13 protein-coding genes are annotated in these 14892 nt (G+C 70.3%); 6 read left to right on the plus strand and 7 right to left on the minus strand.

Annotated elements, in window-relative coordinates:
• The 3 genes from hrpB to ACIPV2_RS00720 form a co-directional block, all read right to left on the minus strand.
• Positions 1-2556, minus strand: coding sequence for an ATP-dependent helicase HrpB (gene hrpB, locus ACIPV2_RS00710; protein ID WP_400837120.1), 2556 nt, complete (start codon positions 2554-2556; stop codon positions 1-3).
• Between the two features lie 170 nt (positions 2557-2726).
• The gene (locus ACIPV2_RS00715) at positions 2727-4346 is read right to left on the minus strand and encodes an SPFH domain-containing protein (RefSeq protein WP_400837123.1); all 1620 of its coding nucleotides are present in this window, start codon (positions 4344-4346) and stop codon (positions 2727-2729) included.
• A 56-nt stretch (positions 4347-4402) separates the two neighbouring features.
• Complete coding sequence (locus tag ACIPV2_RS00720) at positions 4403-4831, minus strand: MarR family winged helix-turn-helix transcriptional regulator (RefSeq protein ID WP_400837126.1); 429 nt, start codon at positions 4829-4831, stop codon at positions 4403-4405.
• Positions 4832-5114: 283 nt separating this feature from the next.
• Here ACIPV2_RS00720 and ACIPV2_RS00725 point away from each other — a divergent pair, with 283 nt between their 5' ends.
• From ACIPV2_RS00725 to ACIPV2_RS00750, 6 genes are all read left to right on the plus strand, one after another.
• Positions 5115-5846: an ABC transporter ATP-binding protein gene (locus ACIPV2_RS00725; RefSeq protein ID WP_400837129.1), complete on the plus strand. Its 732-nt coding sequence runs from the start codon at positions 5115-5117 to the stop codon at positions 5844-5846.
• Positions 5846-6667 carry a hypothetical protein gene (locus ACIPV2_RS00730; protein ID WP_400837132.1) on the plus strand — a complete coding sequence of 274 codons (822 nt, stop codon included), beginning with the start codon at positions 5846-5848 and terminating at the stop codon, positions 6665-6667. The genes ACIPV2_RS00725 and ACIPV2_RS00730 overlap by 1 nt, the downstream gene beginning before the upstream one ends.
• A 24-nt stretch (positions 6668-6691) precedes the next feature.
• Positions 6692-7912, plus strand: a complete 1221-nt coding sequence (locus ACIPV2_RS00735) for a serine hydrolase domain-containing protein (protein ID WP_400837135.1) — start codon at positions 6692-6694, stop codon at positions 7910-7912.
• 68 nt (positions 7913-7980) lie between these two features.
• On the plus strand, positions 7981-9219 hold the full coding sequence (locus ACIPV2_RS00740) for a sensor histidine kinase (protein ID WP_400837138.1): 1239 nt from the start codon (positions 7981-7983) through the stop codon (positions 9217-9219).
• Entirely contained in the window at positions 9216-9875 is a 660-nt protein-coding gene (locus ACIPV2_RS00745) for a response regulator (RefSeq protein ID WP_400837141.1), read from the plus strand. Before ACIPV2_RS00740 ends, ACIPV2_RS00745 begins: the two co-directional genes overlap by 4 nt.
• 54 nt (positions 9876-9929) lie before the next feature.
• The gene (locus tag ACIPV2_RS00750) at positions 9930-11048 is read left to right on the plus strand and encodes a xylanase (protein WP_400837144.1); all 1119 of its coding nucleotides are present in this window, start codon (positions 9930-9932) and stop codon (positions 11046-11048) included.
• A gap of 96 nt (positions 11049-11144) precedes the next feature.
• On the opposite strand, the gene ACIPV2_RS00755 is transcribed toward ACIPV2_RS00750, so the two are convergent.
• Genes ACIPV2_RS00755 through ACIPV2_RS00770 form a run of 4 tightly spaced genes read right to left on the minus strand, consistent with a single transcriptional unit; the run spans position 11145 to position 14852 of the window.
• A complete protein-coding gene (locus ACIPV2_RS00755) occupies positions 11145-11810 on the minus strand; it encodes a response regulator (protein ID WP_400837147.1) in 666 nt (221 codons plus the stop codon).
• Complete coding sequence (locus ACIPV2_RS00760) at positions 11807-13129, minus strand: sensor histidine kinase (RefSeq protein ID WP_400837150.1); 1323 nt, start codon at positions 13127-13129, stop codon at positions 11807-11809. The genes ACIPV2_RS00755 and ACIPV2_RS00760 overlap by 4 nt, the downstream gene beginning before the upstream one ends.
• Positions 13072-13917: an ABC transporter permease subunit gene (locus tag ACIPV2_RS00765; protein WP_400837152.1), complete on the minus strand. Its 846-nt coding sequence runs from the start codon at positions 13915-13917 to the stop codon at positions 13072-13074. The genes ACIPV2_RS00760 and ACIPV2_RS00765 overlap by 58 nt, the downstream gene beginning before the upstream one ends.
• The gene (locus ACIPV2_RS00770; RefSeq protein ID WP_400837155.1) at positions 13914-14852 is read right to left on the minus strand and encodes an ABC transporter ATP-binding protein; all 939 of its coding nucleotides are present in this window, start codon (positions 14850-14852) and stop codon (positions 13914-13916) included. The genes ACIPV2_RS00765 and ACIPV2_RS00770 overlap by 4 nt, the downstream gene beginning before the upstream one ends.
• Positions 14853-14892: the final 40 nt, after the last annotated feature.

Genomic DNA, 14892 nt, shown 5'->3' on the forward strand with positions numbered 1-14892 from the left:
TCACTCGCGAGCCGCGCGCCGGCTGGTGTGGCGGGTGGCGGTGGCAACCCAAGGATCCTCGGGCCACGGATGCTTGGGATAGCGACCCCGCATCTCCGCTCGCACCTGCGCGTAGGGTCCTGACCAGAACGAGGCGAGGTCGCCGGTCACCGCGAGCGGCCGCCCGGCGGGCGACAGCAGGTGGAACAGCACCGGCACGCGTCCGCCGACGAGCCGCGGGGTCTCGGCCCAGCCGAAGCACTCCTGCAGCTTGACGGCGACGACGGGCTGCCCCTCGGGTTCATCGAGTGGGGGGTACGCGATCCGGATGCGCGAGCCGCTGGGCACTTCGAGCAGCGAGGGCGCGAGAGCATCGAACTCGGCGGCGGCCGGCCACGGGAGCAGCCGGCGCAGCGGGCCGGCGAGGTCGATGCGATTCGCGGGGGTGCCGCTGGCGAGGGCCGTGACCTCGGGATCGAGCCAGTCCGCAAGGCGCGCCAGCAAGGCATCGTCGAAGACGTCGGGCCAGGGCTCGCGGAGTTCGCGGTGCAGCAGCGCCATCCGTCGGCGCAGCTCATCGGCCAGGCCCGACCAGGTGAACACCTCGAGGCCGTCGGCGCGGAGCGCGCGCTGCACGGCATCCCGACCCTCAGCAGCAGACGCTCGAACCGGCACGGACGAGCGGACGATCGCCCCGACCCGCCGCTCGCGACGGGCGCTGATCCGGCCGTCGATCAGCTGCGCCTCGACGCGGTCGGTGATGAGATGGTCGGCGGCGCGCTCGACCTGCCGCTCGGTGAGGGCCGCGGCGGCGCGGATCACCGCGCCTGAGCCGGCGGCGATGCGGCCGGATGCTCGTGCGACATCCGCGACGGCGAGCCACTCGGCGTCGGCGAGCGGGCCGCTGATCCCCGCTCGTGTTCCGGATGCCAGCAGGAACGTCGCTCCGTGAGACGAGCGCTCGACCCGCTTGGCGATCCGTCCGGGGAAAGCGAGCGCGACGACGAGACCGACCCCGTGCCCTGCTCCGACCGGGGAGCGACCCGACGGCACGAGGCGCACGAGGCGGTCGACCTCGCGGGCCCACCGCTGCGCGTCGGGACCTCGGCCGTGCCGCAGTGCCGAGAGAGCCGAGGCGATGTCGGCATCGCCGAGGCGGATGTCGTCGCCGACGAGCGCGACGACCTCGGCAGCCGCCCGTGCGCCCACGAGTGCCGATCCGTCGCGCAGCGCCCGGGCGAGGCGCGGATCCGTCGGGATGCGTGCGAGCGCGCGTCCCTCGGCGGTCGCGCGTCCCTCGTCGTCGATCGCACCGAGGGCACGCAGCACCTCCGTCGCGTCGCTCAGGCTGTCCGCCGGCAGCGGGTCGATGAACCTCATGCCCGCGCCGCCCGGTGCGCCCCAGCACGCGAGCAGCAGGGCGGCATCGGCGAGGTCGGCCGTCGCGATCTCGGGGGCAGGGCGAGCCGGGGCGGCGGCGTACGTGCGCTCATCCACGCACCGCACGACCGTGCCCGGCCCCTGTCGCGTCGCGCGTCCGGCGCGCTGCACGCACGACGAACGCGACGCCGCTGTCGTCACCAGCCCGGTCATGCCGCGAGCGGCATCGCGCTGCGGCTGCCGGGCCAGGCAGCTGTCGACGACGAGCCGCACGCCCGGCACGGTCAATGATGACTCGGCGAGTGAAGTGGTGACGACGATGCGCGGCCGGTTGTCGGCGTCGCGGCCGCGGATGACCGCGTCCTGGACGGACGACGGCAGCTGCCCGTGCAGCTCGCGCACGTCGAAGTCGGGCGCCAGGTCGGAGATGAGGCGTGCGATCTCGGCGACCTCGCGCGCTCCGGGCGCGAAGACGAGAGCGTCGGCATCCGGCACTTCGCGGACGAGATCGCGGGCGGCGGATGCCGCTGTGCCTGCCACATGATCGAGGAACGACCGGGTGACGCCGCGCTCGTCGAGCCGTGGCGCGGAGCTCGGAGCCCATCGCTGGGTGAGCGGATGCGCGGGGACGCGGTGGTCGACGATCGGCGCCGGTGCCCTGTCCGTGCTGATCACGGAGGCGATCCGCTCGGCGTCGAGTGTGGCGGACATCGCGACCAGCGTGAGGTCGTCACGCAGCTCGCGCACCTCGCCGAGCAGCCCGATCAGCAGATCGGTCTCGAGTGCTCGCTCGTGCACCTCGTCGATGATGACGGCGTCGATGCCGTCGAGGCCCGGGTCATCGAGCATTCGGCGCAGGAGGACTCCCGCCGTGACGAACTCGACGCGCGTCTCAGGGCTGGTCCTGCGCTCGCCGCGGACCGTGAAGCCGACGCGACCGCCGAGCGGTGAGCCGTCGAGCTCGGCGAGGCGGCGGGCGGCAGCGCGCGCGGTGACCCGTCGCGGCTGCGTGACGATCACGCGTCCGCGGGGGCGGGATGCCAGCAGGGGTGGCACGAGCGTCGTCTTGCCCGTGCCCGGCGGTGCGCTGATGACCAGCGCGGTGCTCGTGTCAAGCGCGCGTTCGACATCTTCGAAGGCCGCTGCGAATGACAGTCCGGAGCCGATGCGGGCGAGATCGAACGGGCGGGAGGTCACGGTTCCAGTCTGCCCCGCTGACAGACAGCGAGCCGACACGCCTGTGCGGGGTCGATTGTGCACGCCTGCGGCGCGGAAACCGTACGAAAGTGACCTCGGACGCCGGCTGTATGCGGCGGGGAGACGCGAAGAGCCGCCTCTGGGCGAGACGGCTCTTCGAGAGTGGTGGGTTACGCGCCGGCGTCGGGCTCGGCCCGGTCGTCGAGGGTGCGCTCGACGATGGCCGTCGTCGTGCCGGCGGACGAGGATGCCGAAGGCGAGGCATCCGTCGCCTGCGCGACACCCGCACCGAAACCGCGACCGACGGCCTGGCCCTGGATGATCGCGGCGAGGTCGAGACCGGTCGCGGCGCTCACGCTGTCGAACACTGAGCGCATCGCCTTGGCGTTGTCGCTGCCGATGACGCTGGACGCGCCGTCCTCGCCGTTGCCGCCGATGATCGACACGTTGCCGATGGCGGAGTAGCCCTTGGCGAACTCGGCCATGATCGACGGCAGCACCTCGAGCACGCGCTGCGACAGGAATGCCTCCTGGTTGGAGGCGATGGCCTTGGCCTCGGCCTCGACGGCGGCGGCACGCGCCTCTCCTTCAGCGCGGATCGCCTCTGCCTCGGCGTTGGCGCGCAGGCGCCGGGCCGCAGCTTCCGCGTCCGCCTGGGCGCGCAGCGCGTTGGCGTCACCGTTGGCCTTGGCCTCGGCCGCGGCGGCCTCACCGGCCGCGCGAGCCCTGTCGGCCTGAGCCTGCTGCTCGGCGATGCGGGTGCGGGCCTCGGCCTGCTTGATCTGCTCGATCGCGGCAGCCTCGGCGGCCTTCTCACGGGTGAAGAGCTCGGCCTGCGCGCGGGTCTCGGCTTCGTACCGCTGCGCGTCGGCAACGCGCTTCACGTCGGCGTCCAGCTGGGCCTGCTTGTTCTCGGCCTGCTGCTGCAGGACGGCCTGCTCGGCCTGTGCGCGGGCCAGGTACTCGGCCTGCTCGGCCTCGGCGCGCGCGCGGCCGATGCCGGCGTTGGCGTTGGCCGTGTTGGTGTCGAGTGCGGTCTGCTCGATCAGGTTCGCCTCGTTGTTCGCGATGTTCTTCTGGTTGATCGCACGGTCGGCGTTGGTCTGCGAGATCTCGGCGGCCTGGCGCTTCGCCTGGATCTCGGGCGCGCCCAGCGACTGGATGTAGCCGACCTTGTCGGTGATGCCCTTGATCTGGAACGAGTCGAGGATGAGTCCCTGATCGGCGAGTTCGCTGGAGACGTCGGCGGCGATCTGGTCGGAGAACTTCTTGCGCTCACGCATCAGCTCGACGACCGACAGGGTGGCGACGATGCCGCGCAGCGCGCCCTCGAGCTGCTCGGTGGTGAACTGCTCGATCGCCTTGTCCTGCGAGGCGAAGCGCTCGGCGGCGCGGCGCACGTAGAGCGGGTCGGAGCCGATCTTGACGATCGCGACGCCGTCGACATTCAAGGTCACGCTGTCCAGCGACTGAGCCTCGGCGTTCAGCAGCACCTGACGCGAGCGCAGCGAGATGATCTCGTGGCGCTGCGTGATCGGGTTGACCAGCGACTTTCCGTTGACGATCACCGTGACCGGCGACTCGGCCATCTCCGAGCTGGTGCTGCCGTCGGCGTTGATGACCGCCCGCTGCACCTTCTGCTTGCGACCCGAGATGACGAGCGCCTCGTCGGCTCGGGCCACCTTGATCCAGCTGCGAGCGAACAGCAGCAGGATCAGTGCGATGACGATCGCGGCGACGACCGCGATTCCGATGATGACCAGGATGCCGATTGCTCCGGCGATCTCCATGGTGACCTTCCTTCCCCCTTGTAGGTTTCAGGTACACCCTGCCAGAGTCTCGGCCGTCACACTCCTCGCAGCTTCTGCGTGAGTCGCAGCAGCGTCGCAAGCTCGGCGTCGTCGAGGGGAGACATCTTCTCGGCGATGGTGCGCCCGTGCACCGTCGCCAGCTGGCGGAAGGCCTTGGCTCCGGCATCCGTCGCCGTGATCACCGCTCCGCGACCGTCCTCGGGATCGACCGCCTTACTGATGAGACCGCGCGTGACCATGCGGTCGATGAGCCTCGAGACGCTGGGCTGGCTGATCAGCGACCTGGCGGTGATGTCGCGCAGTCGCGAGGTCATCTCCGGTGCGCGGACGACGGTGAGCAGCACGTCGTACTCGACCTGCGCGAGGGCGGACCCCTCGAAGTCGACGGCCATCTCCGCGAGCAGCTGGTGCTGCGCGCGAAACAGGCTCTCCCACGCCTGCAGGGCGAGCTCGCGGTCGGTCATGCACTCAGCGTACTGTCGCGCACCGACGACCGGCGGCAGCAGTAAGGGCCGGTCGGAGAGGCTTCCGACCGGCCCTTGTCCCTTGCACCAAAGAGAGTCCTGCAATCACATGCGGTGGATGCCACAGCTAACATTCACCGTGTGATGAGCATATAACGGCGCGGTAACGAATGCAACGGTTTGATCACGAAGATTCGATTCCTCTCCGGACTGTTCTTTCGGACAGGGGGATCCCGTGCGGCCGGCCGGGGCGCGGGAGGGCCGCCCTGATGAGGCTGGAGACATGAACATCTCCACCTCCCCGCCGCTTCGGGCGCGCGGACTGCACAAGTCCTTCCACGACCACCCTCGCGTCGACGGGGTCGGCTTCACCGTCGGATCCGGCAGGGTCGTCGGCCTGCTCGGGCCCAACGGCGCCGGCAAGACGACCACGATCCGGCTGCTCCTCGGGCTCGTCGCAGCGGACCGGGGCGAGGCGCTGGTCTTCGGGCGCGCCTACCGCGACCTCGAGCGACCCGCCACGCTGGTCGGCGCCGTGCTCGACGCCGGCGGCCTGCACCCCGCCCGCACGGGACGGCAGCATCTCCGCATCGCGGCCGGCCGCGCCGGCATCCCGCCCGAACGAGTCGAGATCGTCCTCGCCGAAGTGGGCATGACCGCCGCCGCGGACCGCCGGTCCGGCGGCTACTCCCTCGGCATGAAGCAGCGCATCGCGATCGCCGCGGCGCTCCTCGGCGAGCCGAAGCTTCTCGTGCTCGACGAGCCCTCCAACGGCCTCGACCCGGCCGGCATGCGCTGGCTGCGAGACCGCCTGCGGGCATTCGCGGATGCCGGCGGCACGGTGCTGCTGTCGTCGCACCAGCTCTCCGATGTGCAGGACATCGCCGACGACATCGTCGTCATCGCCGAGGGGCGGGTCGTCGCCGACATCACGCTCGCCGAGGCGGTCGCCGCCGCGAGTGGCGACCTCGAGGGCTACTACCTCCAGGTCACCGGAACCGCGGGGGTGCGCTGATGTTCCGCGCAGAACTCCTCGGACTGATCACGACCACCGCCACGAAGGTCAGCGCTCTCGTCGCGGTCGTCGGCCTCATCATCACGCAGCTCGCCTTCGTCACCGTGCTCCCCGCGTTGGCCCGCGGTGACATCGGCCCCGGTGCCGCGGAGCTCGGACCCGACCTGCCGATGCTCGACCTGACATCCGCTGCGGCCCAGCTCGACGCACTCAACCCACTCGGCGCCTCGATGGGCGGCGGCTCGATCGGCATCGCGGTGCTCGCCGTCGTGCTGCTCGGCACTCTCGCCGGCACGAGCGACGACCGATACGGCGGCATGGTCGGCGCAGCTCTCGCCTCACCGCGACGCAGCCGGATCGTCGTCGGCAAGGCCGCCGCTGTGGGACTGGCCGGCCTGGTCATCGGCGCCGTCATGGCGATCGTCAGCCTCGCCGCCCTGCTCGTGGCGCTCGCGACGTCCGGGACCCCTTTCACTGCACACATCGGCGATGCGGTCGCCACGCTGGGTCGCGGTGTCGTCGCGGTCGCCGGCCTCGCCCTGGTCGGCCTCGCTCTCGGCATCCTCGTACGGACGCAGCTCGCCGGCGTCATCACCGCACTGTCGGTCCTCTTCGCCGAGCCCCTCCTCGCCGCGACGACCTCGTTGATCACCGGCGGCGCTCCTGTCTGGATGCAGTTCCTCCCCGTCGCCCTCGCGCAGAACGTCATCCATGGCGGATCGGCTGATATGAACCCCGGTGCGGCGCTGGTCGCCTTCGCCGCTCTCTTCGCAGCGGCTCTCGTCGCGGCATCCGTCGCCCTCACGCGGCGCGACCTCTGACCCTCCGACCGGAAAGGACGCATCATGAATGACACCACACCCCGCAACCCGGCCATTCGCACCAGGGCCAGAACCGTCATCGCGATCCTGGCCGCCGCCGTGCTCGTCGGCGGAGCGATCATCGCCGGAGCCCTCTTCCGTGGCGTCGATCGCCCGCCGGCCTCTGCGGACCCGACCTCCGCAACTGCTCTCGAGACCAGGCTGCAGTCGCTGGTGGATGCCGGTTACCCCGGCGTACTGGCATCCGTCACCTCACCTGACGGAGAGGTGCAGAGCGCCGTCGCCGGCGCAGGCGACATCTCGACCGGCGAAGCGCCTCCGCTCGACGCAGAGGTGCGGATCGCCAGCAACACGAAGATGTTCGTCTCGACGATCGTGCTGCAGCTCGTCGACGAGGGTCTCGTCGACCTGCAGGCCCCGATCGACGCATACCTCCCCGGCCTGATCGAGGGAGCGGGTATCGACGGTTCTGTCACCACCGTGCACCAGCTGCTGCAGCAGACCACAGGTCTGCCCGAGTACGCCGACCAGATCGCGGCCGACGCCTTCGGTGCGCAGGAGAAGTACGTCTCTCCCCGGGAGATGCTCGACATCGCCCTCGCTCGTCCGGCCGTTTTCGCCCCGGGGGAGAAGTGGGAGTACAGCAACACGAACTACGTCGTTCTCGGGTTGCTGATCGAAGCGGTCACGGATCGTGCGCTCGCCGAGCAGATCGATGAGCGCATCGTGCGACCGCTGGGCCTCGAGCACACGTACTTCCCTTCCCCCGGCGAGCGCGATCTCCGCGGAGCGCATCCGGTCGGCTATCACGCCGACGTTCCCGGGAAGCTGCGCGACATCTCCGCCCTGGACCCGTCCTTCGCCTGGTCAGCCGGAGCCATGGTGTCGACCCCGGCCGAGCTCAACACCTTCATGCTGGCGCTGCTGAACGGCGAGCTCTTGAGCGATGAGGCGCTCGAGACGATGCAGACCACCGTCCCCGCCGGCGACGAGCTGTGGCCCGAGGCGGAGTACGGCCTCGGTCTGCAGCGCTACCCACTCAGCTGCGGTGGGTTCGCGTGGGGGCATGGCGGCGACATCCCCGGCACGCAGACGCGCAACGCGGTCGCGCCGGACGGCACGGCTGCGACGATCGCGGTCACCGCGCTGCCCTGGGCAGTGGTCTCTCCGGACGACGAAGACGTGCTGCTCGAGCAGTATCGGATCGTCGTCGAGGCACTGGACGAGACGCTGTGCGACCGGTGAGCAGACCCCGATCCGCGTCGGAGCTCGCCTCCCGAAAGAGGCGAGCTCCGGCGTGGTTGACTGAAGTCATGTCCCCTGCGGCGCACCCCCTCCTGCATGGCAAGCCCGTGCGCCGGGCGATCCCGCCGGTGCTCGTCCTCGCGGCCGCGATCGGCTACCTCGGCGCGGACCTGTGGATCGCCGAGCTTCCTGCCGCCGTGCCCGGTGATGTTCCGCCGTACGTGCACGCCGGCCTGGTGGCACTGCAGGCCGTGCTCCTCTTCTTCCGCCTGCGCGCGCCGGTCGCCGTGTTCGCGGGAACGGTGCTTCTCGACGCGGTGATCCTGGCGACCTCGGCGGGGGAGCTGGGGGTCGGGTCGCTCGGAGTGATCCTGGCCGCTTACGGCTTGGCTCGGCGCAGCCCTCGAAAGGCGTCGCTGGTGGCGCTCGCCGCCGGTGCGCTGGTGACCACCTTCGTCGGTGCCGGCGCGCTGCTCTTCGGGTCGCGCGAATCGCTGCTCGTCCTGATCATCACCGTCATCGCACGCGTCGCCTTGCAGTTCGCGGCTCCCGCAGCCGCCGCGGAGTACTTCCGCGGCCGCGAGCGCCTCGCCGGTGCCCTGCAGGAGCAGGCGCGAATGGCTGAACACGAGCGGCGCGAGCGCGCCGAGCGCGAGGTGCGTGCCGAGCGTGAGGCACTTGCGCGAGAGCTCCACGACATCGCCGGACACCACCTCTCGGGGATCATCGTCAGCGCTCAGGCGGCCACGGCGCTCACCCGCAGCGACATCGACCGCGCGCGGGAGATGATGCAGACGGTTCAGAACGACGCCCGCATCGCCCTCGCCGACCTCAGGCGGGCGGTCGGGCTGCTGCGCAGCGACGATGATGACGGGCTATCCGGTGCTCCGAGCCCGGTGCCCACTATCGCAGGGATCGCAGCTCTTGTCGACGACGCGCGGGAACGGGGCCAGCGCGTCGAACTCGCCTCGTCCGGCCACGCGCATCCGCTGGGCGCGCTCGCCGAGACCACCGCGCACCGGATGGTGCAGGAGTCCCTCGCCAACGCCGCCAGGCACGCGCCCGGTGCGGTCTGCGCTGTGACCGTGCGGTTCGGAGCGGAGGCCGTGGACATCACCGTCCGAAACGAGCCGTCCGCCGAAGGTGGCACGCGAACGACGGCCGAGAGACCTGCCGCCGGTTATGGCCTCTCCGGCATGGCCGAGCGCGCTCAGCTGATCGACGCGCAGCTGTCGGCAGGACCGGATGACTCCGGCGGGTGGACCAATCATCTGCGCATCCCCTTCGACGGACGGAGCGCCGCGTGATCCGCGTCGTCATCGCCGACGACCAGGCCGTCGTCCGTGCCGGTCTCGCCGTCATCCTCGGAGCCGAGCCCGACATCGAGGTGGTCGGAGAGGCGGTCGACGGCGCCGACGCCGTGCGACTCGTTCGCGACCTCCGCCCCGATGTGGTGTGCATGGACATCCGGATGCCGCGCATGGACGGCATCTCGGCCACTCGTGAGATCGTCGCAGACACGACTCTGCACACCGACGTGCTCATCCTCACCACGTTCGACGTCGACGCCGACGTCTTCGCCGCGCTCGAGGCCGGCGCCGCCGGCTTCCTTCTCAAAGGCGCCGATGAGCACACCCTGCTCGCCGCCGTCCGTTCCGTAGCCGCCGGAGACGGAACCCTCGATCACCGACTGACCCGCCGCATCCTGCGCGAGTTCGGTGAGCGTCGACGCGCGAGCAGTGCACCAGCCGGGGTCGCCGGGGTTCCGCTCACAGAGCGGGAGCTCGACGTGCTCAAGCTTCTCGCCGAGGGGCTGTCGAACGCCGAGATCGCCGACCGCCTCTATGTGGAGCCAACGACGGTGAAGTACCACCTCGCCGGCATCCTGCAGAAGACCGCAGCCCGTGACCGCCTGCAGGCGGTGCTGTGGGGCATCAGGACCGGCGTCGTCGACGCGGGCTGACGAGGGATCGCGAAGTCCCAGGGTTGGCTGATTCCGTCGATACACTCAGGCTTCGTGAGCGCAGAATCATCGAGCGGGCGCGGACCCCGTGTCCCGTCGAAGGCCGCCCGTCGTCGGCCCTTCCTGATCGGCCTGATCGCGATTCTCGCGGCCGCGCTCATCGCCGTCATCGCCATCGCCTCCGCGCGCGCTCTCGCGGGCGGTGCACAGGACCTGCCTGAAGCGATCCAGACGACCATCGCACCCACGCCTACTCCGACTCCGACTCCGCTGACCCCCGCTCAGCAGCTTCTGAAGGACGCCCCCGACCCTGCCACCGCCTGCGCGGTGACGTTCTTCAGCGAGGGCGTCGAGCTGACACTGATGCTGCAGACGGAAGGGGCGCTGTACTCCGGGCTGCCCATCCCTGAGCGTGCGGGCGCGGTGTTCGCCGGCTGGTATCCGACGCCCGAGACAGCGCAGGCTCAGGTGCAGACGGACCGTGTGAACGGGTCGCAGCTGGCCGCCTGCGTCGACCACGAGAGCACGCTCTATGCAGCGTGGACCACGCCCGAGCAGAATCTTGCGACCGCCGCGAAGGTTCCGATCCTGATGTACCACCAGTTCACCACCAAGCCCGAAGGCGAGTCCGGATGGCTGCGCGGCAACTTCGTGTACGTCGAGGACTTCAGGGCGCAGATGGACTACGTGGCAGCGCAGGAGTTCTACCTGCCCACGTGGGATGAGCTGGATGCCTTCATCGACGGCAGGCTGTTCCTGCCTCGGCATTCGCTCATCATCACCGACGACGACGCGGATCCGACCTGGCTCGAGCTGGCTGTGCCGATCGTGACCGAGCGGCAGCTCCTCACGACGTCATTCGTGATCACATCTGCCCGCCAGGACGCCACGCCGTCACCGTTCGTCCTGCAGCGCTCGCACACGAGCGACATGCACCGAGCCGGAGACGACGGCAAGGGCCGGATGGTCAACCTCTCTGCCGATGAGGTCGCCGCCGACCTGGAGGAATCAGCGCGCATTCTCGGCAGCAAAGAGGTAGTGGCCTACCCATATGGTCACCACAACCCGACCGCGGAACAGGGTGTCACACAGGCCGGCTACGTGATGGCGCGCACCATCGAGCACGGATACGTGCGGGGACGAACAAGCTCCAGCTTCCCGTCATCCGCATGAACTACGCAGATACGGTCGCGAAGCTCCAGAAGGACATCGGCTGACGCGGCTTCTCACGCCCCGGCAGGACCTCATGTCACGGAGGTCCGACGTCGCTCAGCGCCCGACCACGCCCAGCTCGTAGGCGCGGATCACGGCATCCACCCGGTTGCGCAGCTCGAGCTTCGACAGCACGCGGCCGACGTGGGCCTTCACCGTCGAATCGCTCAGATGCAGGACTGCGGCGATCTCGCCGTTCGTCCGTCCCTGGCCGATCAGCATGAAGATCTCGCGCTCTCGGGCGGTGAGATCGGCGAGGGTGCTCTCGACGTCGTCCGTCTGCCGACCACCGAGGTGCGGTGCTGCGGTCGCGATCAGATGCGCGGTGATCCGCGGTGAGACGACCGCGTCGCCGGCATGCACCGCGTGGATCGCCGCGATGAGCTGCTCAGGGCGAGTGTCCTTGAGCAGGAAGCCCGCCGCACCTGCGCGCAGCGCCGCGAAGGCGTACTCGTCGAGGTCGTAGGTGGTGAGCACGAGGATGCGCGTGCGAGGTCGGCGGGCGAGGATCCGCCTGGTCGCCTCGATGCCGTCGGTGCCGGGCATCCGGACATCCATCAGGATCACATCCGGATGCAGTCGCTCCGCCGCCCCGATCGCCCGTTCGCCGTCGTCGGCCTCGCCGACGACCACGATGCCGGGCGTCGCATCGAGCATGAGCCGGAAGCCGTAGCGCACAAGCTCCTGGTCGTCGACGAGAAGCACCCGGATGTCGTTCGTCATTCTCCCTCTCCCCGTTCGTGCCAGCGAAGGCGAGCGGACACCCGCCACCCTCCGGCATGCGGGCCTGTCTCGATGTCGCCGTCGTACAGGGCGACGCGCTCCTGCATGCCCACCAGGCCGCGGCCCGGCGAGCGCTCGCCGGCAGGCAGCAGCTGCGCCGCGGCCGAGAAGTCCTGCACGACGATTCTCGCCTCACCGTCCTCCCACGCCACGTCGACCTCCACGGAGCGGATCTCCCTGCCGTGTCGAAGGGAGTTGGTGAGCGATTCCTGCACGATCCGGTACACGGTCAGCCCCAGCGCGGGGTCGGCAGGCGCGCGGCCCGTGACGGTGAGCCGCACCGGCAGGCCGGCAGCAGCGAACTCCTGCACGAGCGAGGGCAGCCGAGCGGCGTCGGGTTGCGGAGCGTGCGGCACTGGGGGCTCGGCGTCATCCGCGCGCACGGTCGCGAGCAGTCGTCGCACCTCGCCGAGAGTTCTGCGTCCGGTCTCGGCAACCCGGCCCATCGCCTCCTTCGCCTGCTGCGGCTTCTCGTCGGCGGCGAGGCGCGCGCCGTCTGACACGGCGATCATCACGGTCAGGCTGTGCGCGATCACGTCGTGCATCTCACGGGCGATGCGCTCGCGCTCCTGCGCGCGAGCCGTCTCGGCCTGCTGGTCGCGTTCTCGCGCGAGCTGCTCGGCGCGATGCCGGAGCTCGCCGAGCTGGCGCCGACGGTGGCCGGCGTTGATGCCCAGCAGCGTCGTGATCACGAGCAGCGCGGCGACCAGGCTGAAGAAGTTCAACCAGTCCAGCAGGGTGTCACGCGGGTCGAGCGGGGGCGCGGAGCCCAGCATGGGCGGCAGCCGCGTGCCGCGCAGAGCGAGGGCGCTCGCACCCGCCGCCGCCAGCAGCAGCGCCACGCCCAGCGCTGCCCAGGCCGTGGCCGGCCGTGCCCGCAGCCCGACCAGATACATCGCGCCCACCGCCAGCATCCCCTCGGCGCCCGACCCGAACGCAGTCGATGCCACGGCGAGGGCCATCGCGCCGGCGAAGGCGGCGGCGGGATGCCGGTGCCGCATCACCAGCACGAGGGACCCGCCCACCCCGAGCGCGACCAGCGCCCACAGCGGCGTGACGAAGGGCGGCTCCAGCGAGAGCGCGGCCATCGTGATGGCTGCGCTGAGGTACAGGCCCAGCAGCACGGCATCCGTGATCGAGAACCGGCGCGCCGGACGCGGCGCCTCCGGCGAGGCGCCGCGCAGACCGACCGGTGCGGTGTTCAGACGTCCCCCTTGCGCAGGCGCAGGATCCCGAGCACCAGGAACACGAGCGCCCATGCTGCGGCGATCATCCAGCCCGCACCCCAGCTGATGTATCCGTCGACGAGGTTCACGAGCGCTCCTTGATTCTCGGGGGCGTTGCTCATGGCGTCTCCCGCCTTCGACATGGTCAGCAGCTGCATGTTGCGCACCGTCTGCGAGGCGGGCAGCGCAGAGAGCACCACCGGCATCAGCAGCGTCAGGACGACCGCCCCGGCCACACTGGGTGCGACAGCTCGCAGCAGCGCGCCGATGCCCAACCCGAGGATAGCCGAGAGGCCCAGATAGACCGCGGCGCCGACGAGCGCCGGCAGGACGCCGGGTGCCGTCAATCCGACCGCCAGTCCCAGGGCATCGAAGAACGGCAGGGTCACTGCCCACGAGCCGAACGCGCCGACGAGTCCGGTGGCTGTGGCAGCCACGAACACCACGCACGCCTTGGCCAGCAGCACCGGTGTGCGCGTGGGCACGGCGATCATGGTCGGCTGGATCGAGCCGCTCGCGTACTCGCCGCTGATCGCCATCACGCCCAGCACGACGGCGACCAGCTGGCCGAACAGCACGGTGCCGAGAGTGATCTCATCGAGCATGAACCCGACGGACGGCAGGTCAGGAACCCCCGCGTCGGCCATCGTCACCGCAAGCGCGAGGCTGACGGCCAGGCTGAGCAGCACGATCGAGACGAGCATCGCCCGGTTGGAACGCAGGCTGATGAGCTTGATGGACTCCGAGCGGAGGATGCCGCGGAAGGTGAGCCTCGTAGGGCCGGGAATGAAGGTCGCGCGCTTGTGGTCGATGGTGGTCATCGGGCTGCTCCTGCGTCGTGGGCGGTCGAGGTGAGGGTCGAGCGGTATTCGACGTCGCCGGCGGTGAGGGCGAGATAGGCGTCCTCCAGAGAACCCGACGACGTCACGACCTCGTACAGCACGATGCCTGCCGTCGAGGCTGCGGCCGCGATGAGCTCGGCGCTCATCCCGGTGATCTCGTACGCGTCGTCACCGGCGGACGAGACGGAGACGTGAGCATCGGCGATCGCCGCCAGGAGCCGCGGACCATCCTGGGTGCGAACCCTGACGACCTGACGGGTCACCTGGGTGACGACGTCGCCGACGGTGCCGTCGGCGAGGATCCGGCCGCGTCCGATGACGATCAGCCGGTCAGCCGTCTGCGACATCTCGCTCATCAGGTGCGACGACAGCAGCACCGTCCTGCCTTCGGCGGCGAGGGTGCGCATCAGCGTGCGCACCCATCGCACGCCCTCCGGATCGAGGCCGTTGACCGGCTCGTCGAGGATGACGGTGCCCGGGTCGCCCAGCAGCGCCGCGGCGATGCCGAGCCGCTGCCCCATGCCGAGCGAGAACCCGCCCACCCGCTTGCCGGCGACCGGCTCGAGGCCCGCCAGCTCGAGCACCTGCCGCACCCGGGAGGTGCCGATGCCGTGCGTCGCCGCGATGGCGCGCAGGTGCTGGTACGCGGTGCGGCCGCGATTGGCGGCCTTCGCGTCGAGCAGCACGCCCACCTCGTGCAGCGGCGCCGCGTGCTCGCGGTACGACCGCCCGTTCACCCGCACCGACCCGGACGTGGGCCGATCGAGGCCGACGATCATGCGCATGGTGGTGGACTTGCCCGCGCCGTTCGGGCCGAGGAATCCGGTCACCTGGCCCGGTTCGACCGTGAAGTCGATGCTGTCGATGGCGGTTCTGGAGCCGTAGCGCTTGACGAGCGCCTCGGCGGAGATCACTGGTTTCCCTTTCGCATGTCATCGACAGTACGAACGGGGC

This window comes from Microbacterium sp. NPDC089987, from assembly GCF_044748505.1.
In the GTDB taxonomy this organism is placed as follows: domain Bacteria; phylum Actinomycetota; class Actinomycetes; order Actinomycetales; family Microbacteriaceae; genus Microbacterium.

Bases quoted from the DNA above. Each gene is read 5' to 3' on its own strand.
- ACIPV2_RS00715 (WP_400837123.1), bottom strand. From the start codon at position 4,346: ATGGAGATCGCCGGAGCAATCGGCATCCTGGTCATCATCGGAATCGCG.
- ACIPV2_RS00720 (WP_400837126.1), bottom strand. From the start codon at position 4,831: ATGACCGACCGCGAGCTCGCCCTGCAGGCGTGGGAGAGCCTGTTTCGC.
- ACIPV2_RS00725 (WP_400837129.1), top strand. From the start codon at position 5,115: ATGAACATCTCCACCTCCCCGCCGCTTCGGGCGCGCGGACTGCACAAG.
- ACIPV2_RS00730 (WP_400837132.1), top strand. From the start codon at position 5,846: ATGTTCCGCGCAGAACTCCTCGGACTGATCACGACCACCGCCACGAAG.
- ACIPV2_RS00735 (WP_400837135.1), top strand. From the start codon at position 6,692: ATGAATGACACCACACCCCGCAACCCGGCCATTCGCACCAGGGCCAGA.
- ACIPV2_RS00740 (WP_400837138.1), top strand. From the start codon at position 7,981: ATGTCCCCTGCGGCGCACCCCCTCCTGCATGGCAAGCCCGTGCGCCGG.
- ACIPV2_RS00755 (WP_400837147.1), bottom strand. From the start codon at position 11,810: ATGACGAACGACATCCGGGTGCTTCTCGTCGACGACCAGGAGCTTGTG.
- ACIPV2_RS00760 (WP_400837150.1), bottom strand. From the start codon at position 13,129: ATGGGCGCTCGTGTTCCTGGTGCTCGGGATCCTGCGCCTGCGCAAGGG.
- ACIPV2_RS00765 (WP_400837152.1), bottom strand. From the start codon at position 13,917: ATGACCACCATCGACCACAAGCGCGCGACCTTCATTCCCGGCCCTACG.